The organism is Parabacteroides goldsteinii DSM 19448 = WAL 12034 (genome assembly GCF_000969835.1).
Taxonomy (GTDB): domain Bacteria; phylum Bacteroidota; class Bacteroidia; order Bacteroidales; family Tannerellaceae; genus Parabacteroides; species Parabacteroides goldsteinii.
The window spans coordinates 1,991,700-2,014,889 of the sequence record NZ_KQ033912.1 but is presented as its reverse complement, the minus strand read 5'-3'; the positions used below and the strand labels follow the sequence as shown (position 1 = coordinate 2,014,889).

Genomic DNA, 23,190 nt, shown 5'->3' with positions numbered 1-23,190 from the left:
TTCACAGGTTGAACCGTTTTAGTTTGTTATATAAGGTCTGCCGGCTTACCCCCAGTTGCTCGGCGGCAGCGGTCAGGTTGCCGTCGTTCTGGGTAATAGCCGCCTCGATCGTCTTGCGTTCCACTTCTCCCAGGTTGGGGGCATCGGAGAACGAGACGGATTTTCCGGGACGGATAAAGAGGTCGGCGGCACGGATTACATTTTTCTCGGCCAGGATCACTGCTTTCTCGATGGTATGTTGCAGTTCGCGTATGTTGCCCGGCCAGTCGTAACGTTCCAGTTTGGCGGCTGCCTGTGGATGGATAGTCAGACCAGGCTGGTTGTACAGGGCCGTATACTTTTTCAGGAAGTAGTCGATGAAAAGGGGAATATCTTCCCGGCGGTTCCTGAGAGGCGGTATCTCTATTTGTATGGTGTTGATGCGATAGTAGAGATCCTCCCGGAAAAGAGATTGCTTCACCAGTTCCGGCAGGTCGCGGTTGGTGGCGGCGATCAGACGTATGTCGATCGGGATTTTACGGTTGCTTCCCAATCGGGTGACTTCGCGGTTCTGCAGGGCGGCGAGCAGTTTGGCTTGCAGGCCGACCGGGAGGTTGCCTATTTCATCCAGAAACAGGGTGCTTCCGCTGGCAGCCTCGAATTTACCCGGCCGGCTTTCGCGGGCATCGGTAAAGGCACCTTTTTCATGTCCGAACAGTTCGCTTTCGAAAAGGGATTCACTGACGGCTCCCATGTCCACGTTGATCATTTCCCGGCGGCTGCGGAGTGACAGGCGGTGTATTTCGCGGGCGAGCATTTCTTTACCCGTACCGTTCTCGCCGGTGATAAGGATATTCGCATCCGTTTTGGCAACCTTGGTCACGACCTTGATCAGTTTCATCATAACGGCGGAGTGGCCGATGATCATGGCTGGTTCCGCAGGGCGGTCGGGTCGGTTACGATCGGTCTTCTGTTTGACCTTTTCCCGTTCTACGGCTTGTAAGGCGGCGTGTATCTTTTCGAGCAGGACTTCGTTGTCCCAGGGTTTGAGTATAAAATCAACGGCTCCGCTTTTTAAGGCTTTGACAGCCAGTTCCACATCTCCGTAGGCGGTAAGCATGATGACCGGCAGTTCGGGGGCTATTTCCTGGATACGGCGTAGCCAGAACAGGCCTTCGTTTCCGGTGTTTACGCCTGCGGAGAAATTCATATCTAGAATGACAAGGTCGACCGGCATCGTATCCAGCACGGATAAGATGCTGTTCGGGTTGGAGGCGGTCTCTACCCGTTCGAATTCATCTTCCAATAATAATTCGAGCGAAGTCAGTACACTTTTATTATCATCTACAATGAGAACTGTTCCGGTTTGCATACGATTAATTTTTCCGTAAAGGTATCGGCTTCCGGGGTACTTTGCAAATGAGCGTCAAAATATTTGACACTAATAACAGGATAATATAACACTATAGTCCTAATCCGATTAGCACTCGTATGCTAAGGCAGTCAGCACAGTAGTGCTGGTGAGGGTAACACTACTGTGCTGGCCCCGTATCCGGCACAGAAGCAGGGCCTGTTTTTTTATGATTGACACATCAGCGTCCATATTTTTGACAATCGGGCGTCCATATATTTTACACTTTGCGAGGCTGTTTCTTTTGTGGAATATGATAATCAGTCAGTATGAAATGTGGCACGCCTTTTGCTTTTACATGTACATGATGAAAATGCAAATAACAATTAAATATGGATGGAGGTTAGCCTGCCTGTTGCTGTTTGGTTCGGTAGTGGGAGCAGGTGCACAGGAATCCTGGAGTGTCGACTCTTGCATGCGCTATGCGCTGGAGAGGAACCTGGCACTGAAAAACAGCCGGTTGGATACCCGTATCGCTCGCGAAGACTTTACGGCGGCGATAGGAGATTTCCTGCCTTCGGTCAGTACCAGCGGGGCTTTCGGGAAACGGATGGGACGTTCGGTCGACCCGAAAACGAATTTGTATACCACCTCTTCCTTCGTGGAAAGTACGCTGGGAGTCGATATATCATTGCCTGTTTTCGACGGGTTCAAACGTATCAACCGGGCACAGTTCACCCGGCTGAACAGGCAACTGAGCAGCGTTGCCGGAAAAGCGGAGGAGAACCGGGTGGCTTTCGAGGTGATGGATGCTTATTATGTATATATCTTTGACAGAAAGATGAGTGCCCTGGCTGCCGAACAACGTAAGCTAAGCGAGCGTTACCATGAGCAGATGCTTGAATATGTGGACCTCGGCCTTCGTTCACCCTCTGACCTTCAGGAGGTGAAAGCCCGTTTGCAGAGCGATATTTATCAGGAGACAGTGAAGAAGAAGACGGAACGTCTTTCTTTTCTTGCACTAAAAGAGTTGTTGCAGATGCGCGATTCGGACTCTTTATCCGTTAGTGACAGAGAGGGGGATGACGGCGAGTTGCCGCTTCTTGCCGGTTATTCGGCTCCGGAAGTGTATGCAGAGTCGGAAACTGCGCTTCCCGAGTTCCGGATGATGGATTTGCGGGAACAGGCGTCGCGAAAGTCGCTTGCCATCGCGTCGGGAGCTTTCTCGCCTTCCATCCGGGCGGATTTCAGTCTTTATTCGAGTTACTATGACACGGAACGCGATGCGGACGGGCACATCTCCTCGTTCGGGCAGCAGATGAAAAACAATTGGAACAAATATATCGGTCTGCGGGTATCTTTCCCTATATTCAGCGGTTTGTCCCGCTTTACGGCAGTCAGGAAAGAGCGTTTCCGCCTGCAACAGATAAGGAATAACAACGACCAGCAACGAATATCCTTATATAAGGAGATAGAAGATGCCTGCCTTTCCTTACAGGCTTCGGCAGAGGAACATCACCAGGCTAAACTGCAATTGCAGGCAGCTGCAACCACCCTCAAAGAGAACGAGGAGAAGTGGGAGGAAGGCATGGTTTCCGTCTTCGAACTGATGGAGAAACGGAACCTGTATATCCAGGCCAAAGCAGAACTGGCCCGTACCCGGCTGCAATATGACCTGAAACACCGGATGGTCGAGTTCTACCGTACCGGTTCATTTTTAGTAAAATAACAACAAAGAACAGATATGAATAACAACATGGACACCCCTATCGAACGGAAATCCCGTTTGAAGAAGAAACATCTGTATGCGATGGCAGGAGGCGCTTTCCTCCTGGTCTGCCTGCTTTACTTTATTTTCCGCGATACCTCTTCCTCCATGAAAGTGGACAAGGAACGGCTGACCATCTCCACCATCGTCCAGGGTGAGTTTAATGATTATATCCGTGTGATAGGGCAGGTGCTCCCGGACCGTATCATCTACCTTGATGCCATCGAGGGTGGCCGGGTGGAAGAACGCCTGATAGAAGAAGGGGCGCAGGTCAAGGCCGGCGATGTAATCCTCCGCCTGAGTAACCCGCTGCTGAATATCGGTATCCTGCAAAGCGAGGCAGACCTTGCTTATCAGGAGAACGAACTCCGTAACACCCGCATCAGCATGGAACAGGAACATCTGCGCCTGCAACAGGACCGTATCAGCCTCAACAAAGAACTGGTACAGAAGGACCGCCGTTACCGGCAATACGAACGCCTGTATAACAAACAACTCCTGGCGCGCGAAGATTTCCTGCAGGCAAAGGAAGACTATGAAAGCGCCCGCGACCAGCTTGTCGTGCTAGACCAGCGTATCCGCCAGGACGACCTTTTCCGCAGCAGCCAGCTGGAGAGCCTGGATGAGAATATCCGGAACATGAAACGGAGCCTCTCCCTCGTCCGCGAACGGTTGGAGAACCTGAAGGTGAAAGCGCCCGTCAGCGGCCAGCTGGGTAATCTCGAAGCACAGATAGGGCAGTCTATCGCCCAGGGGGAACGTATCGGGCAGGTCATCACCCCCGAACTGAAGGTGGAGGCCAAGATTGACGAACATTATGTGGAGCGGGTGATGCCCGGCCTCCCCGCCAGCTTCGAGCGTGAAGGAAAGACCTACGACATGGAAGTGACGAAAGTCTACCCCGAAGTGCGCGACGGCCAGTTCCGTACCGACCTTCATTTTACCGGAGGACGTCCGGAGAATATCCGTGCCGGGCAGACCTATCACCTGAACCTGCAACTGGGTGATCCCGTACAGGCCATCCTGATTCCCCGCGGCAGCTTCTACCAGGCAAGCGGCGGTCTGTATGTATATGTCGTGGATGAGGACGAGACCGTCGCGCGCCGCCGTCCGGTGAAGATAGGCCGCCAGAATCCGCAGTATTATGAAGTGACCGAAGGAGTGAAACCGGGAGAGAAAGTGATTATCTCCGGCTATGAACTGTTCGGTGAAAACGAACGATTGATTATCAGATAACAGAAAGGATAAAGATGGATTATCTCTCTCAAGTCATAAAAAGCCAGCGCGCCCGCAAGTCACTTTCGGTCATTAATATCTTCGGCCTGTCGGTGTGTATCTCTGCCGCCCTGCTGATTCTGCTCTATGTCCGTTTCGAACTGAGCTACGACTCTTTCCATGACGGCGACCGCGTGTACCGTGTCGAAAGCCGTTTGTATGAGGGAGCAACGCTGACGGATAATTGGGCGACGACCGCATTCGGCCACGGTCCGGTGATGAGCCGGGAGATACCGGGCATCGAAAAGTTCGTCCGGCTGACCGCCCAGGACCGGGAACAGGTGGTTACCTATCAGGATAAGCAGTTCGCCGAAAGCCGCTATTGTTTTGCCGAACCAACCTTTTTCGACCTCTTCCGTTTCCCTATTCTGAAAGGGGAGAGAGACGGCCAGCTGACCCGTCCCAATACCGCCGTGCTGACGGAAAGTGCCGCCCACCGTTATTTCGGCGAGGCGGAGCCGTTGGGCAAAATCCTGACCTTCCGCACGTCGACAGCCGAACAACATTTCGAAGTGACAGGCATTATTGCCGATATGCCGGCCAATTCGCATCTGCATTATGATTTCCTGCTGTCTTATTCCACGATACCGAAGGAACGGCAGGATATTTGGTATATTCACGGCGTCTATACGTATGTCCGCCTGGAACCGGGGAAAAAACCGGAAGATATAGAAAACGCCTTTGCCGCTATTTCAGATAAATACAAAACCGCAGCTTTGAAGCATAAGGACTGGAAGGTGGAGTTAATCCCATTGAAAGATATTCACCTGACTCCGCAGAAGTCGTATGAGAAGGAGACGAAAGGCAGCCGTACCGCCGTGTATATCCTTTCGGTGATGGCGATTGCCCTGTTGCTGACAGGCTGGGTCAATGCGTTGAACCTGATGGTGGCGCGTTTCCTGGAACGGGGAAAAGAGTTCGGAGTGCGTAAAGCCTTCGGTGCTTCCCGCCGGCAGATGCTGTTGCAGGGACTGACGGAGGCCGGCATCGTCAACCTGCTGGCAACCTTGATTGCGCTCGGTTGGTTGGAGGTATTGCTGCCGCTTGTCTATACCTGGGTGGAACATGATTTTGGTGCCGATATATTAGTACAACCGCAGTTTTGGCTGGCCGTAGCGGTTATTGCCGGGCTGGGGACGCTTTTCACCGGCTTATATCCTTCCTATCTGCTGACACGCATCCGTCCGTCGGATATCATACGCGGGAAGTTATTACATAGCCGGAAAGGCAATAAGATGCGGAAAACATTGATTGTCGTGCAGTTTGTCGCCTCCTTTATCTTGATAACGGGCACGTTTGTCGTTATCTCCCAGGTTCGCTACATGCAGAAGGAGGCCGCTTCTCCCGGGACAGACCGGATCATCGTATTGAAATATCCCTCTTTTACAGATGAACTGTTCGTCAGGATGGAAAGCTTCAAGAAAGAACTGAAGCGGAAGACGTATGTCCGCCAGGTGACTGTTTCCGGTGCCGTGCCGGGGGTGGAGGTCGCCAATTATTTTGCCAACCGTCCGTTCGGCAGCGACCCGTCCGAGGTGAAACTGATTCAGATGTTCGCCGTCGATTACGATTACCTGGCCACCTATTCGCCGGAGATGGTCTGCGGCAGGGGATTCTCGGAAGAGTATGGAGATGAACTGAATAAGGTCGTGCTGAACGAAGAGGCCGTCCGCCTCCTGGGTTTCCCTTCTGCGGAAGCTGCTTTAGGCAAACAACTGACGATGGAAGTGCTGCAAGACCCTCTCCAGGTGATAGGAGTGGCGAGGAACTATCACCAACAGTCGCTGGCCGTCCCTTATAAGCCAATCATCTTCTTCCTGAAAGACCGCGTTCCGATTATCGGGACACCTTATATTTCCATCCGCATGGACGGTGTGGTCGGTCCGGCCCGTCTGGCGGAGATAGAACAAATCTATCGCGATTTCTTCCCGACTTCGTTGTTCTCTTATTTCTTCCTCGACGATTTCAACAGGAACCAGTATAAGGAAGACCGGAATTTCGGATGGATATTTGCCGCATCGTCTTTGCTGGCCGTCTTTGTCGCCTGCCTGGGATTGTGGGTAATCACGCTTTTCTCGACCCTCTCGCGGGTGAAGGAAGTGGGAATACGTAAGGTGCTGGGAGCGGGTAAAAGGAATCTTTTTGTAGTTTTGACGCGTGAATTATTGCTCCTTACGGTACTTGCGTCCGTGATAGGTATTCCCGTGTCCGCTTTCCTGATGAATAGCTGGCTTGAAAGCTATGCGTTTCATATCCCGTTGCCCTGGTGGAGTTATGTGGTGGCGTTCGTGCTACTGATGTGTATCGCTTTCGGGACGATTGCCCGGCAGGTATGGCGCATCATCCGCCTGAAACCGATGTATATTTTAAGGAGTGAATAATTTATAAATAGGAACATATGATTAAAACAGAGAATCTGTCTATGCTCTTCACCACGGAAGACGTACAGACCAAAGCATTGAATGAAGTAAGCCTGGAGATAAAGAAAGGCGAATTTGTGGCTATCATGGGGCCTTCGGGTTGCGGCAAATCCACCTTGCTGAATATCCTGGGAACGCTTGATTCGTCAACTTCGGGCAAATACTTCTTCGATGGAAAGGAGATCGATAAGATGAGCGAGAGCCAGCTGACTTCTTTCCGTAAAGGGAATATCGGCTTTGTATTCCAGAACTTCAACTTGATTGACGAACTGACGGTCTATGAAAACGTAGAACTGCCCCTTGTCTATCTGAACAGCAAGAAGTCCGAACGCAAAAAGAAGGTGATGGAGGTGCTTGAACGTATGAATATCGCCCATCGTGCCGGCCATTTCCCGCAGCAATTATCCGGTGGCCAGCAGCAACGTGTGGCTATTGCCCGTGCAGTGGTAACCGACTGTCCCCTGATTCTGGCGGATGAGCCGACGGGTAACCTGGATTCGACAAACGGCCTCGAAGTAATGGAACTGCTCAGCGAACTGAACCGGCAGGGAACGACGGTCGTTATCGTCACCCACTCCCAGCGGGACGCGAAGTTTGCCCACCGGGTCATTCATTTGCTGGACGGGCGGATTGTATCGGAGGAGAAACGTTGACGGTAATCATCAACGGAGGTTGACGGTGTCCGTCAGTTACCGTTGACGACTGTCGTCAATGAGAGTTGACGATGACCGTCATCACAGACAGGATAAAGTGAAGTACTAATATTTTATTGACAGATTCAGAATACTATGATTATTTCAAACTATTGGAACAGTGCCCTGCGCAGCCTGACGAAAAAGAAAGGCTTCAGTGCAATCAATATAATCGGCCTGGCAATCGGTATGGCGGCCGCCCTGCTGATTCTGACCTACGTGGCTTTCGAATATAGCTACGACGATATGCACAGCCGTGCCGACCGCATCTTCCGCGTGGAAGCACGTTTCTACGAAAACGGCGAACTGACGGATGACTGGGCGAGCAGTTCGGCCGGCTACGCCACCGCTATGAAACGTAACCTGGCGGGCGTGGAGGATTATACCCGCGTCGGCAGCCAGTACTATCCGGAGCAGGTCGTGAAATACAACGAACTGCTCTACCGTGAGACAGGCATCGGGTATGCCGAGAAGAATTATTTCAACTTCTTCGATTATGAATTACTGAAAGGGGATAAGAATACCTGCCTCGACGGGCCGAACAAGGTGGTGATAACCGAGCGCATCGCCAATAAATACTTCAAAGGGGCCGACCCGATTGGGAAGATACTGATTTTCCGCAGCAATATCGGCGAAGAGGCGTGCGAAGTGACCGGCATCATGAAAGATATGCCCGTCAACTCGCATGTGCGTTACAGCATGATGATCTCCTACGAAACTCTTCCGAAATGGATGGATGAATACTGGTATCGCCACGAAGTGTACTCATACGTCCTCCTGAAGTCGCCCGCCCTGAAGAAACAGGTGGAAGAAGCCTTCCCTGCAATGGCGGAGAAATACAAGACGGAAGAGGCGCTGAAGAATAAGACCTGGGCAATCGAATTGACCAACCTGCGCGATATCCACCTGAATCCGCAAAAGGCGTATGAGCCGGAGACGAAGGGGAACAGTTCTTCCATGCTGGTGCTGATATGTACGGCGTTGGCTATCCTGTGCATTGCCTGGATCAATTATATCAATATGACGGTTGCCCGCTCGATGGAACGGGCCAAAGAGATCGGCATTCGAAGGGCTTCGGGGGCGAGCCGCCGGCAAATCGTGGCACAGTTCCTGTTCGAATCGCTGATAACGAATGGGATTGCCTTTATCCTGGCTATCGGGTTGATGGAGGCGTTGATGCCTGCTTTTAACAGCCTGACCGGGCGTGACCTGGGATTCTCTGTGTGGGTGACGACCTCGTTGGGGTGGATGCTGTTGTTGATTTTCGCCTTGGGCGTGTTCCTGTCCGGTTTCTATCCGGCGACGATTTTGTCGGGTATTAAGCCAATCCGGATGCTGAAAGGGAAGTTCACGCATACGAAGAATGCGGCGACGACCCGTAAGGTGCTGGTCGTTTTGCAATATACGGCGTCGATGGCTTTGCTCTGCGGGACGCTGATCGTGTATGCACAGTTGCAGTTTATGCGTCAGGCCTCGCTGGGTGTCCGTGTGGACCAGACGTTGGTGTTGAAATTTCCGGCGCATTGCGAGGAACTGTCTACGAAGCTGACGGCGATGAAAAGGGAGTTGAAGGCATTGCCTTCCGTGAAGAATGTGACGGTTTCCGGTGCCGTTCCCGGGACGGAGGTGGCTGATTTCCTGTCTATTGTCCGTTTGAGTGATGCCACAAAGCAAACCCGCCTGCTGGAAATGCTCAGTTGCGATTACTATTATCTGGATGCCTACGACCTGAAGTTTGTTGCCGGCCGTGGTTTCGGGGAGGATTTCGGTGGTGATGTATATAATATCGTCCTGAATGAGGCAGCCGTCCGTACATTGGGCTTTGCCTCGGCCGATGCCGCGATTGGCGAACGTCTTTCCGTGGAGACGGTAGACCAGCCGATGAAGATTATCGGTGTGGTGAAAGATTATCATCAGCAGTCCCTGAATAAAGGCTATACACCTATCCTGTTCGCCCTTCACGACAAACTGAGCTGGATGAAGCAGCGTTATATCTCCGTGGTGATGGAGAATGCCAATCCTCGTGAGTTGGTGAAGCAGGCGGAGACGGTCTGGAACCGTTATTTCCCGGATTCCAGCTATGATTACTTCTTCCTCGACCAGTTCTTCGACCAGCAATACCGGCAGGATGAGGTGTTCGGGTTGATTGTAGCTCTCTTTGCGATACTGGCGATTTTCATCTCCTGCATGGGACTTTGGGTGCTGGTGATGTTCTCCTGTTCGACCCGTGTTCGTGAAATGGGTATACGTAAAGTCTTGGGTGCTTCCAAAATACAGCTGTTCTATGAACTGGGACGTGAGTTCTTTGTCCTGATCGGCATTGCGATAGTGATAGCTCTTCCTCTCTCCTGGTGGGTCATGGACGGCTGGCTGAGCAATTATTCGTTCCGCACCGACTGGAAAGCCTGGTTCTTCCTGGTTCCGGTGATTTTGTTGTGTGTGATTTCCCTGTTGACCATAGGCTGGCAGACTGCTAAAACAATCCTTAGCAAACCTGCCCGGTCGTTGCGGTACGAGTAAAATAATGTGCCAATATGAGGAATGCCAATGGAAATAGCATTCCTCATATTGGCACATTGTTTCACGTCTACTATTCAGGTAGATAATGTATTTTATACCTGTTTGTCGATTGACATTTCGTTTTATTCTATCGGTGCAAACGGAAGTTCCGTGTCTTTCCTGTATCCGGAGCCGCTGAACGTTGCAATCAGTTCTCCGGCTTCATTCGTGATATTTACTTCGCAGTTGGCAAGCCGTTTATGGCTGAATACTTCCCGTGCTTCAGCATATAGGAATCCTTTGCTTTCGGCTTTGAAGAAGTTGATATTGGAAGTGATGGACAATGTCAGCCGGGCATGACTGTTGGTAGCTGCCGCAAACGCCAGGTCGGCCAGCGTAAAGATGGCACCTCCCTGGCAGACACCGCCACCGTTCAGGTGCATCGGTTTTATCTCCATACGGGCTTTGGCATAACCATTGCCCGTTTCCAGTAATTCTACCCCGGCAAATAAGGCAAATTTGTCGCCTTGAAGAAATTCGTTTATTGTCATTACGATAATATGCTAATTTGAAAATATGCCAATGTGCCAATAATGTATATTCCGATTGGCATATTGGCACATTGACCGATTGATTGATTATTTACTTAGCTTCCATTCTGCTCCGTCTTTGGTATCCTTAATCTCGAATCCCATAGCAGTCAGTTCGTTACGAATCTTGTCGGAAGTAGCCCAATCCTTATTGGCTTTTGCCTGTTGGCGGATAGTCAGCAAGAGGTCTACAGCTTTACCGAATGTCTCATAATTGTCACCTCCGGCAGATGCTTCGTCTTTCATTCCCAGGATATCGAATACGAAAGTGTGGAATACTTCTTTCAACTCTTTCAGGTCTTCAGCCGAGATAGTCGCTTTGCCATCCTTTACGGAATTGATGGCGCGGGAGGCATCGAACAGATGAGAGATGACAATCGGAGAGTTCAGGTCGTCATTTAAAGCGTCATAACATTTCTTGCGAAGGTCTTTCACATCTACTGTCGAGGCATCCGAAGCTGTCAGCTTTTGCAGGTGGTTGTAAGCATCCATCAGACGGCTCAATCCTTTTTCTGCGGCTTGCAGGGCTTCATTGCTGAAATCTACCGTACTGCGGTAATGCGCCTGGAGGATGAAGAAGCGGATTGTCATGGCCGAATAAGCCTGGCTCAGCATTTTGTGGTCGCCGGTGAAGAACTCATCCAGCGTGATAAAGTTACCGAGCGATTTACCCATCTTCTGTCCGTTGATGGTAATCATATTGTTATGCATCCAGTAGTGAACCATATCATCCCCTTGTGAAGCGACAGCCTGTGCAATCTCGCATTCATGGTGCGGGAAGATCAGGTCCATGCCCCCCCCGTGGATATCGAAATGCTGTCCCAGGTATTTCTTGCCCATCGCCGTACATTCGCAGTGCCATCCGGGGAAACCGTCGCTCCACGGAGAAGGCCAGCGCATGATATGTTCGGGTTGCGCACATTTCCAGAGGGCGAAGTCGATCGGGTTATGCTTCTCGTCCTGGCCGTCCAGCGCACGGGTCGTATTCAGCATATCTTCGATATTACGGCCTGAAAGGATACCGTAATTATGGTCTTTGTTGTATTTCTCTACGTCAAAATAAACGGAACCTTCGCTTTCATAAGCATATCCGTTGTCAAGAATCTTCTTTACCAGTTCGATTTGCTCGATGATATGGCCCGAAGCATGCGGTTCGATGCTGGGAGGAAGCACGTTGAGGGCATCCATCGCCTTGTGGTAACGGTTCAGGTAGAACTGCACCACTTCCATCGGCTCCAACTGTTCCAGACGGGCTTTCTTGGCAATTTTGTCTTCGCCTTCATCGGCATCGTGTTCCAGATGGCCTACGTCGGTAATGTTGCGTACATAACGTACTTTGTATCCTATATGTGTAAGATAACGGAACAACAGGTCGAATGTGATAGCCGGGCGGGCGTGTCCCAGATGCGCATCGCCATAGACCGTCGGACCACAGACATACATGCCTACGTGGGGTTCATGCAACGGGATAAATTGTTCCTTCTTTCTTGTGAGCGTGTTGTAAATACTTAATGGATGTTCCATATCTGTTCATACTTTAAAAGTTGCTTTGTCTTTGCCTGTATCATCGTAATACTGAGGAAGACAGAATGCAAAGATAATGCCTTTGTCTATTTTGAGCAATCTTCGCAGCAACCTTTTAATACATAGTTTATACTTTCCAGCGTAAAATTACGGGGTAATTCGACCATCGGCACCGGAATATTCCGCAGGCAGAATGTCCTGTGGCACTTCAAACAATAAAAATGCGCATGAAGTTCACTGACGGAACAATTGCAACCGTTGCCGCAAACCGAATATTTCAAAGAACCTGAACCGTCGTCGATACAATGGATAAGGTGATGATCCAGGAAAAGGTTGATAGTCCTCGATACGGTCGATTTGTCTACCGTGTCCAACTCATTTTCCAGATCGAGCAGGCTGAAAGCTCTTTCAAATCGCATCATCGCTTTCAGGATAAGCAGGCGGATGGCTGTCGGTCTGATTTCTCTTTGTTTCAATATATCTAAATAAGCATCCATATCAATCTGTTTTAGTCGTCTTTAATATTCGTACGGCATTGAGGATTGCCAGCAAAGCAACACCGACATCGGCAAAAACCGCTTCCCACATGGTAGCAATTCCTCCGGCTCCCAGCATCAGAACAATCAGTTTGACACCGAAGGCCAATGCTATGTTTTGCCACACGATAGTACGTGTAAACTTTCCGATGCGGATCGCCGTTGCCACTTTGCTGGGCTGGTCGGTCTGTATTACGACGTCGGCCGTTTCGATGGCGGCATCGCTTCCGAGGCCTCCCATGGCAATGCCTATGTCGCTTAATGCAAGGACTGGCGCATCGTTTATCCCGTCGCCGACGAAAGCGATTTTGTTTGTTTTGTCCTGCTTCAATGCTTCCAGGTGGGCGACCTTTCCTTCCGGCAGCAGGTCGCCGTAGGCCCGGGGAATCCCCAATTGTGTAGCTAATTTAGAAACAATAATTTGTTTATCGCCTGATAATATTTCCAGGTTATTAATATTTAAGTCTTTTAATTGTTTGATAGCTTCCACTGCATCTTCTTTGGGCGTATCGGCAAGCAGGATATAACCGGCGTATTGCCGGTCGATCGCACAGACAACCACGGTATCCGGATTCTGTTTCCTCCTAATGAAACAGTTGTTTCTATATGGTGAAACACTTGTTTCATTAGGAGGAAACAAAACACCTTCCGAGTCCAACAGACGGGGGTTACCTACTAATACTTCCTTCCCGTCGACTATTGCTTTTAATCCGTAACCTGCCAGTTCGGTCGTATCGATGGTTGTGTCGATTGTTACCTGCTGCTCTTGGGCGTATGCCAGGATCGCTTTGGCAATAGGGTGGTTGCTCCGGCTTTCGACAGAAGCAATGATTCGGAGCAGTTCTTTTTCAGGAACGTTATTTTCCGTAGACAGGCTTCGTACTTCAAAGACTCCTTTGGTGAGCGTACCTGTCTTGTCGAATACGACCGTATTTATCTTGGTGATGGCGTCGAGATAGTTACCTCCTTTAAACAAGATTCCCTGCCGCGAAGCTGCTCCGATGCCTCCGAAATATCCCAGTGGAATGCTGATAACCAATGCACAGGGGCAAGAGATAACAAGAAATACCAGCGCACGGTATAACCATTCGTTAAAGATGAACAGGAAGTCCGGCTGTACCAATGAATAAAGATAAGGTATGAGGACAATCAGAAAAGCCAGTCCGGTTACGATTGGTGTATAAATGCGGGCAAATTTCCGGATAAACAGTTCGGCCGGCGCTTTCCGTTCGGATGCATTCTGCACCAGTTCAAGAATACGTGCCAGGGCGCTTTGGTTATATGGTTTGGTTACTTCCAGCCGGATTACCTTATCGGTCACAATCATTCCGGCCAAGACATTTTCATTCGGACTAATCGTACGCGGAACGCTTTCTCCCGTAAGTGCTGCGGTGTTGAAGGAAGCGGCTCCGCTGAGTAATTTACCATCGAGAGGAACTCTTTCTCCGGCTTTCACCTCTATGATTTCTCCCGGAATTACATCGGCCGGAGCTAACGGGACACGTTCGTTATCACGAATAACAACTGCTGTTTCGGGCCGGACGTCGAGCAGCGCACTGATATTTTTACGGGCCTTCGACAATGCATTTTCCTGAAACAGTTCGCCGACGGAATAGAATAACATAACAGCCACACCTTCCGGATATTCCCCGATATAGAATGCGCCGAGTGTAGCGATACACATAAGCGTGAATTCACTGAATATTTCTTTTTTGCGAATACTTTCAACCGCCTCTTTCATCACCGGAAGTCCGACCGGCAGATAAGCGAGTGCATACCATATAAATCTGACGGTTGGGTCGAAGAATCCGGCCTCCGCTACCTGCATCGCAATTCCTCCCAGTAACATCCCGAAGGAAATTGCCGGAAGAAGATAAGGCGAAATTTTTCTTTTACGTTCCGTATGGCAATGATTACAACTGCAATGTCCCATATCTGTCATGTTTTATTTATTTTCCTGATACAAAGGTAGGTGTTATGAGGTGCAACAAAGTTGCAAAGAATCCGTATATTTGTCGAGTTAATGTTTAGAAAATGAATAATATGAAAAACTCTCGGACTTTTATTGGTATTTTATGCTGTCTGGCCATGCTCTGTTCCTGCTCCCAGACAAAGAATCAGTATGACTTGTCGAACTTTGGCCTGACTCCCGACAAGAAAGATAATGCTTCCCCTTTGATGGCGAAGGCTTTGGAACAGATAGCCGTATCCCATACAGGCGATGATACGATAACAATCGTACTCCCTAAAGGTCGCTATGATTTCTATCCCGAAGGTGCAGCGCAAAAGGAGTATTTTATCTCCAACCACGACCAGGATAATCCTAAATTGGTGGGACTGCCTTTTGAGAATATGAGGAATGTCATTTTCGATGCACAAGGTTCGGAATTGATTTTTCATGGCCGTATGTTACCTGTTTCATTGATTAATTCGGAAAACTGTACCTTGAAGAATTTTAGTATCGACTTTGAGAATCCGCATATCAGCCAGGTAAAGATATTGGAGAACGATACGGTTGCCGGTGCCATTACCTATGAGGTGGCTCCCTGGGTGGAATATGAAATCCGTGACAGTGTATTTTATGCCAAAGGTGAAGGTTGGGAGCATGCTCCGGTCTGGGGCATCGCTTTTGAAGGAGATACCAAACGCCTCGTTTATACAACCAGCGATATTGCTGTAGGTTCTAAAGGCGTATCGGAAGTTTCTCCCCGCGTGCTTAAATCAACTAAATGGAATAACAAGAAACTGATTCCGGGGACAGTTGTTGCCATGCGCGGCTGGGGACGTCCGACACCGGGTATCTTTGTTTCTTATGATACGAATACAACACTTGAAAATATCCGGGTTCATTATGCAGAAGGTATGGGATTACTGGCGCAGATGAGTGAGAATATCACACTGGATAAATTCTCCGTATGTCTTCGTGGTGATAACGATCCCCGTTACTTCACGACGCAGGCAGATGCCACTCATTTCTCCGGTTGTAAAGGAAAAATCGTTTCTGTAGGCGGCTTGTACGAAGGTATGATGGACGACGCCATCAATGTACACGGAACTTATCTGAAAATCCAGAAACGTGTAGATGATAAAACGCTGGTAGGTGAATATATGCATCCGCAAAGTTATGGCTTTGAATGGGGATTCCCTGGGAATGCCGTACAGTTTATCGACTCAAAAACAATGGAGATAATCGGCGACCCGAATAAGGTTTCCGCCATCAAAGCGTTGGATAAGCCAAGTGCCCACGGAGCTAAAGTGTTTGAGATTGTTTTTGAGAAACCGGTCGATCCGGCTATCAGTGAGAAAGGAACATTCGGTGTCGAGAATTTGGAGTGGACTCCTGAAGTTTATTTTGCAGACAACGTAATCCGTAATAACCGTGCCCGTGGTTCCCTGTTCAGCACGCCGAAGAAGACAATTGTTGAAAAGAATGTATTCGACCATACATCCGGTACGGCCATTCTGCTCTGTGGTGACTGTAATGGTTGGTTTGAGACCGGTGCCTGCCATGATGTGGAGATTCGTAACAATAAATTCATCAATTCATTGACGAATATGTTCCAGTTCACAAATGCCGTTATTTCCATCTATCCGGAAATACCCGACCTGAAAGACCAGAAAAAGTATTTCCATAGTAATATAGTCATTGAGAATAACGAGTTTGAAACATTCGATGCCCCGATCCTGTATGCTAAATCGGTAGACGGCCTGATTTTCCGTAACAACACAATCAAACAGAATAATCAATATCCGGCTTTCCACTGGAACAAACACCGTTTCTTCTTCCAGCGTGTGATTCATTCAGAAATCAAGGATAATCAGTTTGACGGCGGCTTCGACGAGAAGCGCGATGTGAAGGTAGAGAATTAATCTGCCTTTTGAATAGCATTGTCAGACCTTTTCAAAATCTATTTTTTGAGAAGGTCTGATGATTTTATATCACATGCTATTGTAAACCGGAACGTACTTCCTTTCCCTAATTCCGATTCAACAGACATTTCTCCGCCCAGCTTGTTGACAATCATTTGGCAGATAGATAAGCCGAGTCCGGTTCCGGGAACGAACTTGTCGAATTTGGCGAACCGTTCAAATACATGGTTTAAATTCTCTTTGTCTATCCCTTTTCCTGTATCGGAAACATAGAAAGATAATCCGTTTGGAATGACTTCATAACCGATTGTAATCGAGCCTTCCGAGGTGAATTTGGCTGCATTGTTCAGTAAGTTGGTGATTACCTGTATCAGCCTGTTCTTTTCGGAATGGATAATGTACCTTTTATAAGGCAGGTTACAGATAAGTTTTACCTGTGATGGTAAGTGCGAATCATAGACCTGCTTCAAATCAGCAATGACTTCTGTAATATCAAAATCACTGTAGTTAAAGGTCATTTTCCCCGCATCGATTTTGGATATGTCGAGTATGTCGTTGATAATCTGTAGTAACAAATCGTTGTTTTCTTCGATAATCCGGATAAATTCATCTTTATCCTCATGATCATCTGTCTGGGCGAGAAGCTGGGAGAAGCCGACAATGGCATTCAACGGTGTCCGTATTTCATGGCTCATATTAGCAAGGAAAGCCATTTTCATCCGGTTGCCTTCTTCTACTTTTTCAATATGTGTGATATCGATCAGAAGACCTGTTACGCTTTTAATACTTCCGTCAGGATAATATTCAAGCGGAACGGAGAAGGTATTTGTCCAGCGGTAATCCGTGTCTCCGTCCAGCATGATCCGTAAATGCAGGTTGCTGTATCCTTTACATTCGCGGATACGTTTATCCTGTTCCTGTTGTAAAATAAGACGGTCGTCCGGGTGAACCGTGAAATTGAATGATCCCCGGATGAAGTTTCCGGGAGCGACCGGATCAGGATACAGCCGGGTATATTCCTGTGTCTTGATATCCAGATCCCATTGGATAATATTAGCGGCCTGGATTGCCAGTTCGCTACGTTGTATATAGTTGCGCAGCTTTTGTTCCCGCTCTATCTCTTCCGTTATATCTTCGCGTGTCCCGATCAATTTATGAACATTTCCATTCTTATCATATTTGGATACTTTGGCGATCAGCCTGACCCATCGGTATGAACTGTTAAGATCTTTTATGCAGAATTGAATATTCAAAAATTCGGAACGTTTATTCAGAATGTCGTCGAATGCTTTTAAATAGGTTTCCTGATGTTCGGGGGCAATTGCTTTATAAATATCTCTTGTTGTCGTATCCTGATTGAAAAATACGGATTCTCCGGCAGAAGAAAATATGCCAGTCTGATTATCATATTCCCAGATAATCATATTTGTGATTTGCAGGAGTAAATCACGCTGCTGACGATTCTCTATCAGTTCCTGCACCTTATTTTTCTGGTCTGTGATATCTTTTTGGGTACCGATTAGACGGTCTATCTTCCCGTTCTCTCCACGTATGCCCATTGAATAAATCTCATACCAGCGTATTTCTCCTTCCGGTGTTAACAGGCGGAATTGTTCGATGCTTTGTTCGTGTTTCTCTTCAACAATGTCAGTGACCAGTTTGACATGACGTTCTCTGTCCTCGGGAACCAGTTGTTTGGTGACATCCCATAGTTTCATTCCCGGCTGTGGCACCGTATTTTCATCAGATAAATCGAAGGAGTCGCTTTCGGGGAGATAAGACCATACCGACAGGTTTCCGGCTTTTAAGGCCATTGTCAGTTTGTTCTTTTCATTGATAGTCTCTAGCTGGGCTTCTACCCGTTTGGTCATGTTTCGGAATATGCCGAAAGTATAATCTTCGAAAGGAATTATATATCCTTCGGCATAACCAATATGACCTTCATTTTCAACTTCGTAATGAATTATATTCGATTTACGCGTTTCCATCGTATCCAGAAATGCATTCAGGAGTTCATTTCCGGAATCACCTCTTAAATTCTTGTAGCAGAACAGCTCCCGGATAGTTTGCCCTTTTTGCTGTTGAGGCGTAAGGAACAAAGATATTTCGGGCTGATAATTAAGCAGGTCTTCAATAAAACCTTCTTTATTAACTATTAAAACTGTATCAGGAAGGAGTTCCAGGAACTGCTTCATGCCTGTCAGAGAGTTTTCATCATTCGCCATAGCCTATAAATTTCGGAGGTTGACCGGTCGGCAAAGTTACTGAATATATTTCTCTCTGATTAAAAAAATAGAATAGAATATATTAAAACCCGATGAAATTCACAACTTTTAGTGCGTACGGGAGAATTACTTCTTTATTCGTTTTAAACTATAGTTCAGTCCGGATTCTGCTTTTTTGAAATCATCTCCAATCAAAGTGATTGTAGAATCATTCTCGCAAAGGAAATTCATCCTTTCATCGCCATTATCGGAAATTAACTGCCAAATGGTGGCATTGTCGTCTCCGGGTATTCCACGTAATGTAAGCCGTCTGCCGGTAGTGACGAATGTTGCATCTTTACCGTCTTCGGCTTCCAGGTAAGTCTGTGAAAGAGAGAATGTACCATCGCCGCTATGTTCACGACTACGGATTGTCAGGTCGTAACGGATGCCCGGACAGTCGGCGCAAGGCAACTCACCTTCATAAGTGAGCGTTTGCATTTTACCCAGGGAGTCATCGCTTTCCGCCTTGTCTTGCCGGTATATTTCTTTTTGGCGCTGGCTGATTGTCCATATACCATCTTCGAGACGTATATTCTTAGTGTCATCGTCTTCTATATTCCAGGCATAACCTCCGGCGGGAAGTGAGCGGCGGTCGAGTATTTCATTCGGTGTACCGTTTGAGAAAAATAACTCAGCCTTTAATGAGTCCGGGCTGAAAACGATATAAGCGGATGATTTACCATCGGTGGCTTCCAGTCGTATTCCCGATTCAAAAAGGCGGATACAATTTTGTTGCACTTCCGACCAGGTATAACCGGCAGAAGCAATACAGCCATGTTCGTCTTTATCATTTCCAACCATTTCGGCAGATTCGTTTTCAGCCAGGGATTCTTGTTTCGCTTTCTGTTGTCCACAGGAAAAAAGAAGGCCTGTGCAAAGGATAAGGGCGGATAGGATAGGCCCGTTGTTTGTTCTTTTCATCAGAATGAATGTTTTTAATTTGTTTATAAACGGATATCGTTACACTATAAGAAACAAAGATAAGTTATTTTTTGTTCCTTTGTGGCTTGAATAAAAGATAAAGCCTGCAAGGAATGAGAACAGCTCTTTTTACTGTAATTTTTCTGATAATAGCATATCTGTCGCCTCTCTGTGCGCAGAATGAAACAGTGTTGTCTGACAGTTTAAAACAGAAGATGCCTGTTATCGAGTACAAATTCAATGCGAAACATCTGATACTTCCGGCTTCGCTGATTACAGTCGGGGCAGTGGGTACGGCTATTGACGGTATGAATGATTTTCATCTTTTCTCGCGGAAAAGCGATGTGAAGAAAATTCATCTCGATGATTATATGGAGTGGGGGATGCTGGGTTGGGTATTTGTCTGCGACCTGATGGGGAAAGAAAAGCATAACTGGGTGGATCAGCTTTTCCTTGTCACTCTGGCGGAAGGGATGAATGCTGTTATGACACGTACCTTGAAATATACGGTAAATGAGATGCGTCCGGATGGCGGTCCGTATTCTTTTCCTTCCGGACATACGGCGAATGCTTTTTTAGGGGCACATATGGCCTATAAGGAATTTAAGGATAGCAGTCCTGTATTGGCTTATTCAGGATATGCCCTGGCCCTTTTTGTTGCGGGTTCCAGATTGTATAATAACCGGCATTGGGTAGCCGATGTTGTAGCTGGGGCCGGATTCGGTATTTTGTCCGTCGAACTGGCTTATCTCACCTATTTCCCTATTCGTAACGCCATTGCCCGTAAGATAAACCGCAAAGCAGCTCAAAATATGGTGATTGCTCCGACCTTTAATGAGCAGGGAGGAGGTGTTTATTTCTCTTATTCGTTTTGATAATCAAGATAACTGCTTATTGATAGCCAGTAATTGTTCGATATGTGTCCGGTCGTTGCTGAGGCGTGGAATTTTGTGCTGGCCGCCTAATTTACCTTTTTCTTTGAGCCATTCGTAGAAGGCGCCTTCATGGGCGATTGTGATTTCCAACGGTTGAAGAGATATTTCCTTGTAACGTTTGGCCTCATAGTCCGAGTTTAATTCCTGTAATGTTTTATCCAGTAATGAAGCGAACTCTTCCATGGAAGGAGGCATCTTTTCAAATTCGATAAACCATTGATGACGGCCTTTCGCCTTGTCGAGCATAAAAAGAGGGGCTGCTGTATATTCTTTGACGATAGCTCCGGTCTGCCGGCTGACCTTACTGATCGCTTTGTCGGCATTATCTACCATCAACTCCTCTCCGAAAGCATTGATATAATGCTTGGTTCTTCCCGAAATAACGAATTTATGCGGGAAAAGAGAGGTGAAACGAACTGTGTCTCCGATCTGGTAACGCCATAATCCTCCGGAGGTCGTTATGACCATTGCATAATTCTTTCCTGTTTCCACAGCTTCCAAGGGCAAGACGGTCGGATTGGGAGTTCCTACTTCCGACATCGGTATGAACTCGTAGAATACACCGTAATCCTGCATCAGCAACAGACTGTGGTCTGCCGGATCATCCTGTATCCCGAAGAATCCTTCCGATGCATTGTATGTTTCCATATAATGCATCTTATCCGAAGGAATCAACGCTTTATATTGTTCCCGGTAAGGTTCGAAACTGATCCCCCCGTGGAAAAATACTTCCATATTCGGCCAGACGTCGGTCAGGTATTCCCGTCCGGTCTTCTTCAGTACCGATTTAATCAGAACCAGCATCCAGGATGGAACACCGGAAAGACTGTTTACATCCTTATTCCACGTACTGTCTACGATCGCTTTTATTTTGCTTTCCCATTCATCCATCAGAATGATCCGTTTAGCCGGAACACGCATCAGGTTGACCAGCGGATTCAGGTTCTGTAGCAGAACTGCGGACAGGTCGCCGCAATGGGATTTTTGATTTAGAGGAGAAGGACTGTGGCTACCGCCCAGAATCAATCCTTTTTTGGAGAAAAAATGACTTTCCGGATTATTTCTCAGATAGAGGGCAACCGTGTCGAAACCACCTTTGTAGTGACAGCCTTGCAATATTTCCGGAGTGACGGGAAGGAATTTACTCTTGTCGTTTGTGGTGCCGCTGCTTTTGGCGTACCACTTGACTACCGAAGGCCAGAGTATGTTCCTTTCTCCATTAATCATCCGTGTGACGTAAGGTTTTATGTCGTCATATATCTGCAACGGGACACGCTGGCAGAAATCTTCATATCTTTTGATACTTTTATAATCATATTTCAACCCCCATTCCGTGTTGCGGGCTGCCGATAATAACGACCGTAGCTGCTTGCGTTGCAGTCGGTCGGTCTCCTGCCCATATTTTTCTATCTCCTTTTGACGGGGGCGGAAGAGTAGTGATATTGTATTTGTTAAAATATCCATGCTCTTTTTATTTGTATCGGTTGCAAATGTAGGCATTCTCTTTTTATTTATATCTTTGTCGTATACATAATTAACAAAACAATGAAAATAGGTATCCTTTCTTCGGGAGGTGATTGTCCCGGTATAAACGCAACGATTCGTGGTGTCGGTAAAACTGCCATAATGCATTATGGTATGGAAGTGGTCGGAATTCATAGTGGTTTTGTTGGCTTGTTGAACAAAGATATTCAATCGTTCGACGAACGTAGTCTTTCCGGTATCCTGAACCTGGGCGGAACGATCCTGGGTACTTCCCGCGAGAAACCATTCCGTAAATTACTTGCCTCCGGTGAAAGTGAAAAACCTCAGGTTATTATACAGAATTATGAAGAATTAGGATTAGACTGTCTGGTCTGTATCGGTGGAAACGGTACACAGAAGACAGCCGGAATGCTTTCTGCCCTTGGTCTGAATATTATTGGCGTTCCTAAAACAATCGATAATGATGTATGGGGAACGGATATAACGTTCGGTTTCGATACGGCTGTCAATATTGCGACGGATGCGATCGATCGTTTGCATTCTACTGCCAGTTCGCATAAACGGGTCATGGTAGTGGAAGTTATGGGGCATCATGCCGGATGGATTGCTCTTTATGCCGGAATGGCGGGAGGAGCGGATGTGATACTGCTTCCCGAACTGGGATATGATATGGACAAAGTAAACCAGACGATTCTCGACCGTGCCCATCGTGGCAAACCCTATTCGATTGTTGTTGTTGCCGAAGGAGTGGAAACGCCCGATAAGAAGCGTCCTTCCGATTATATCACCCGTGCAATTGAGGCGGCAACCGGAATAGAATCTCGTGATACGGTGCTGGGATATATCCAGCGTGGCGGTAATCCTTCCCCTTTCGACCGTAACCTGGCTACCCGGCTGGGAGGACATGCGACGGAATTGATAGCCAACCGTCAATTCGGGCGTATGGTCTGCATGAAAGGAAATAATGTGGAATCAATAGCCTTGTCGGAAGTGGCTGGTAAATTAAAACTGGTCACTCCGGAGCACGACCTGATCGTTCAAGGAGAAAGAATGGGGATTTCGTTCGGTAAGTAATTAA

The 23,190-nt window shown here is 47.8% G+C and carries 16 protein-coding genes; 8 read left to right on the top strand and 8 right to left on the bottom strand.

Annotated elements, in window-relative coordinates; genetic code table 11:
• Window position 1 precedes the first annotated feature (1 nt).
• On the bottom strand, window positions 2-1,351 hold the full coding sequence (locus tag HMPREF1535_RS07530) for a sigma-54-dependent transcriptional regulator (RefSeq protein WP_046145752.1): 1,350 nt from the start codon (window positions 1,349-1,351) through the stop codon (window positions 2-4).
• A gap of 352 nt (window positions 1,352-1,703) precedes the next feature.
• Between HMPREF1535_RS07530 and HMPREF1535_RS07525 the strand changes: the two genes are divergently transcribed.
• The 5 genes from HMPREF1535_RS07525 to HMPREF1535_RS07505 all read left to right on the top strand — a co-directional run bounded on the left by HMPREF1535_RS07525 (window position 1,704) and on the right by HMPREF1535_RS07505 (window position 10,005).
• Window positions 1,704-3,059: a TolC family protein gene (locus HMPREF1535_RS07525; RefSeq protein WP_232312398.1), complete on the top strand. Its 1,356-nt coding sequence runs from the start codon at window positions 1,704-1,706 to the stop codon at window positions 3,057-3,059.
• Window positions 3,060-3,086: 27 nt separating this feature from the next.
• Complete coding sequence (locus tag HMPREF1535_RS07520; protein ID WP_010801330.1) at window positions 3,087-4,334, top strand: efflux RND transporter periplasmic adaptor subunit; 1,248 nt, start codon at window positions 3,087-3,089, stop codon at window positions 4,332-4,334.
• Window positions 4,335-4,348: 14 nt separating this feature from the next.
• Window positions 4,349-6,754: an ABC transporter permease gene (locus tag HMPREF1535_RS07515; protein WP_046145751.1), complete on the top strand. Its 2,406-nt coding sequence runs from the start codon at window positions 4,349-4,351 to the stop codon at window positions 6,752-6,754.
• Between the two features lie 17 nt (window positions 6,755-6,771).
• Entirely contained in the window at window positions 6,772-7,446 is a 675-nt protein-coding gene (locus tag HMPREF1535_RS07510) for an ABC transporter ATP-binding protein (protein ID WP_009860654.1), read from the top strand.
• A gap of 135 nt (window positions 7,447-7,581) precedes the next feature.
• Window positions 7,582-10,005, top strand: coding sequence for an ABC transporter permease (locus HMPREF1535_RS07505; RefSeq protein WP_046145750.1), 2,424 nt, complete (start codon window positions 7,582-7,584; stop codon window positions 10,003-10,005).
• A 122-nt stretch (window positions 10,006-10,127) separates the two neighbouring features.
• Here the strand turns inward: HMPREF1535_RS07505 and HMPREF1535_RS07500 are convergent, their stop codons facing one another.
• From HMPREF1535_RS07500 to HMPREF1535_RS07485, 4 genes are all read right to left on the bottom strand, one after another.
• Complete coding sequence (locus tag HMPREF1535_RS07500; RefSeq protein WP_009860656.1) at window positions 10,128-10,535, bottom strand: PaaI family thioesterase; 408 nt, start codon at window positions 10,533-10,535, stop codon at window positions 10,128-10,130.
• Window positions 10,536-10,622: 87 nt separating this feature from the next.
• Window positions 10,623-12,098 carry a cysteine--tRNA ligase gene (gene cysS, locus HMPREF1535_RS07495; protein ID WP_046145749.1) on the bottom strand — a complete coding sequence of 492 codons (1,476 nt, stop codon included), beginning with the start codon at window positions 12,096-12,098 and terminating at the stop codon, window positions 10,623-10,625.
• 86 nt (window positions 12,099-12,184) lie between these two features.
• Complete coding sequence (locus HMPREF1535_RS07490) at window positions 12,185-12,595, bottom strand: Fur family transcriptional regulator (RefSeq protein ID WP_010801335.1); 411 nt, start codon at window positions 12,593-12,595, stop codon at window positions 12,185-12,187.
• 1 nt (window position 12,596) lies between these two features.
• Window positions 12,597-14,567, bottom strand: coding sequence for a heavy metal translocating P-type ATPase (locus HMPREF1535_RS07485; protein WP_046146457.1), 1,971 nt, complete (start codon window positions 14,565-14,567; stop codon window positions 12,597-12,599).
• Between the two features lie 155 nt (window positions 14,568-14,722).
• Here HMPREF1535_RS07485 and HMPREF1535_RS07480 point away from each other — a divergent pair, with 155 nt between their 5' ends.
• Window positions 14,723-16,504, top strand: a complete 1,782-nt coding sequence (locus tag HMPREF1535_RS07480; RefSeq protein WP_392391959.1) for a right-handed parallel beta-helix repeat-containing protein — start codon at window positions 14,723-14,725, stop codon at window positions 16,502-16,504.
• Window positions 16,505-16,542: 38 nt separating this feature from the next.
• Here HMPREF1535_RS07480 and HMPREF1535_RS07475 read toward each other — a convergent pair whose 3' ends face one another.
• Together HMPREF1535_RS07475 and HMPREF1535_RS07470 are read right to left on the bottom strand one after the other, a co-directional pair.
• Window positions 16,543-18,729: a PAS domain-containing sensor histidine kinase gene (locus HMPREF1535_RS07475; RefSeq protein WP_010801338.1), complete on the bottom strand. Its 2,187-nt coding sequence runs from the start codon at window positions 18,727-18,729 to the stop codon at window positions 16,543-16,545.
• 126 nt (window positions 18,730-18,855) lie between these two features.
• Window positions 18,856-19,692, bottom strand: a complete 837-nt coding sequence (locus HMPREF1535_RS07470; RefSeq protein WP_046145748.1) for a copper resistance protein NlpE N-terminal domain-containing protein — start codon at window positions 19,690-19,692, stop codon at window positions 18,856-18,858.
• A gap of 113 nt (window positions 19,693-19,805) precedes the next feature.
• Between HMPREF1535_RS07470 and HMPREF1535_RS07465 the strand changes: the two genes are divergently transcribed.
• Window positions 19,806-20,567, top strand: coding sequence for a phosphatase PAP2 family protein (locus tag HMPREF1535_RS07465; RefSeq protein WP_046145747.1), 762 nt, complete (start codon window positions 19,806-19,808; stop codon window positions 20,565-20,567).
• Between the two features lie 3 nt (window positions 20,568-20,570).
• On the opposite strand, the gene HMPREF1535_RS07460 is transcribed toward HMPREF1535_RS07465, so the two are convergent.
• Window positions 20,571-22,091: a GH3 auxin-responsive promoter family protein gene (locus tag HMPREF1535_RS07460; RefSeq protein ID WP_046146455.1), complete on the bottom strand. Its 1,521-nt coding sequence runs from the start codon at window positions 22,089-22,091 to the stop codon at window positions 20,571-20,573.
• Window positions 22,092-22,172: 81 nt separating this feature from the next.
• Here HMPREF1535_RS07460 and HMPREF1535_RS07455 point away from each other — a divergent pair, with 81 nt between their 5' ends.
• On the top strand, window positions 22,173-23,186 hold the full coding sequence (locus tag HMPREF1535_RS07455; protein WP_010801341.1) for an ATP-dependent 6-phosphofructokinase: 1,014 nt from the start codon (window positions 22,173-22,175) through the stop codon (window positions 23,184-23,186).
• Window positions 23,187-23,190 lie beyond the last annotated feature (4 nt).

Excerpts from the sequence above, each read along its gene's own strand:
- HMPREF1535_RS07530 (WP_046145752.1), bottom strand. The coding sequence starts at position 1,351 with ATGCAAACCGGAACAGTTCTCATTGTAGATGATAATAAAAGTGTACTG.
- HMPREF1535_RS07525 (WP_232312398.1), top strand. The coding sequence starts at position 1,704 with ATGCAAATAACAATTAAATATGGATGGAGGTTAGCCTGCCTGTTGCTG.
- HMPREF1535_RS07520 (WP_010801330.1), top strand. The coding sequence starts at position 3,087 with ATGGACACCCCTATCGAACGGAAATCCCGTTTGAAGAAGAAACATCTG.
- HMPREF1535_RS07515 (WP_046145751.1), top strand. The coding sequence starts at position 4,349 with ATGGATTATCTCTCTCAAGTCATAAAAAGCCAGCGCGCCCGCAAGTCA.
- HMPREF1535_RS07510 (WP_009860654.1), top strand. The coding sequence starts at position 6,772 with ATGATTAAAACAGAGAATCTGTCTATGCTCTTCACCACGGAAGACGTA.
- HMPREF1535_RS07505 (WP_046145750.1), top strand. The coding sequence starts at position 7,582 with ATGATTATTTCAAACTATTGGAACAGTGCCCTGCGCAGCCTGACGAAA.
- HMPREF1535_RS07500 (WP_009860656.1), bottom strand. The coding sequence starts at position 10,535 with ATGACAATAAACGAATTTCTTCAAGGCGACAAATTTGCCTTATTTGCC.
- cysS (WP_046145749.1), bottom strand. The coding sequence starts at position 12,098 with ATGGAACATCCATTAAGTATTTACAACACGCTCACAAGAAAGAAGGAA.
- HMPREF1535_RS07490 (WP_010801335.1), bottom strand. The coding sequence starts at position 12,595 with ATGGATGCTTATTTAGATATATTGAAACAAAGAGAAATCAGACCGACA.
- HMPREF1535_RS07485 (WP_046146457.1), bottom strand. The coding sequence starts at position 14,567 with ATGGGACATTGCAGTTGTAATCATTGCCATACGGAACGTAAAAGAAAA.
- HMPREF1535_RS07480 (WP_392391959.1), top strand. The coding sequence starts at position 14,723 with ATGCTCTGTTCCTGCTCCCAGACAAAGAATCAGTATGACTTGTCGAAC.
- HMPREF1535_RS07475 (WP_010801338.1), bottom strand. The coding sequence starts at position 18,729 with ATGGCGAATGATGAAAACTCTCTGACAGGCATGAAGCAGTTCCTGGAA.
- HMPREF1535_RS07470 (WP_046145748.1), bottom strand. The coding sequence starts at position 19,692 with ATGAAAAGAACAAACAACGGGCCTATCCTATCCGCCCTTATCCTTTGC.
- HMPREF1535_RS07465 (WP_046145747.1), top strand. The coding sequence starts at position 19,806 with ATGAGAACAGCTCTTTTTACTGTAATTTTTCTGATAATAGCATATCTG.
- HMPREF1535_RS07460 (WP_046146455.1), bottom strand. The coding sequence starts at position 22,091 with ATGGATATTTTAACAAATACAATATCACTACTCTTCCGCCCCCGTCAA.
- HMPREF1535_RS07455 (WP_010801341.1), top strand. The coding sequence starts at position 22,173 with ATGAAAATAGGTATCCTTTCTTCGGGAGGTGATTGTCCCGGTATAAAC.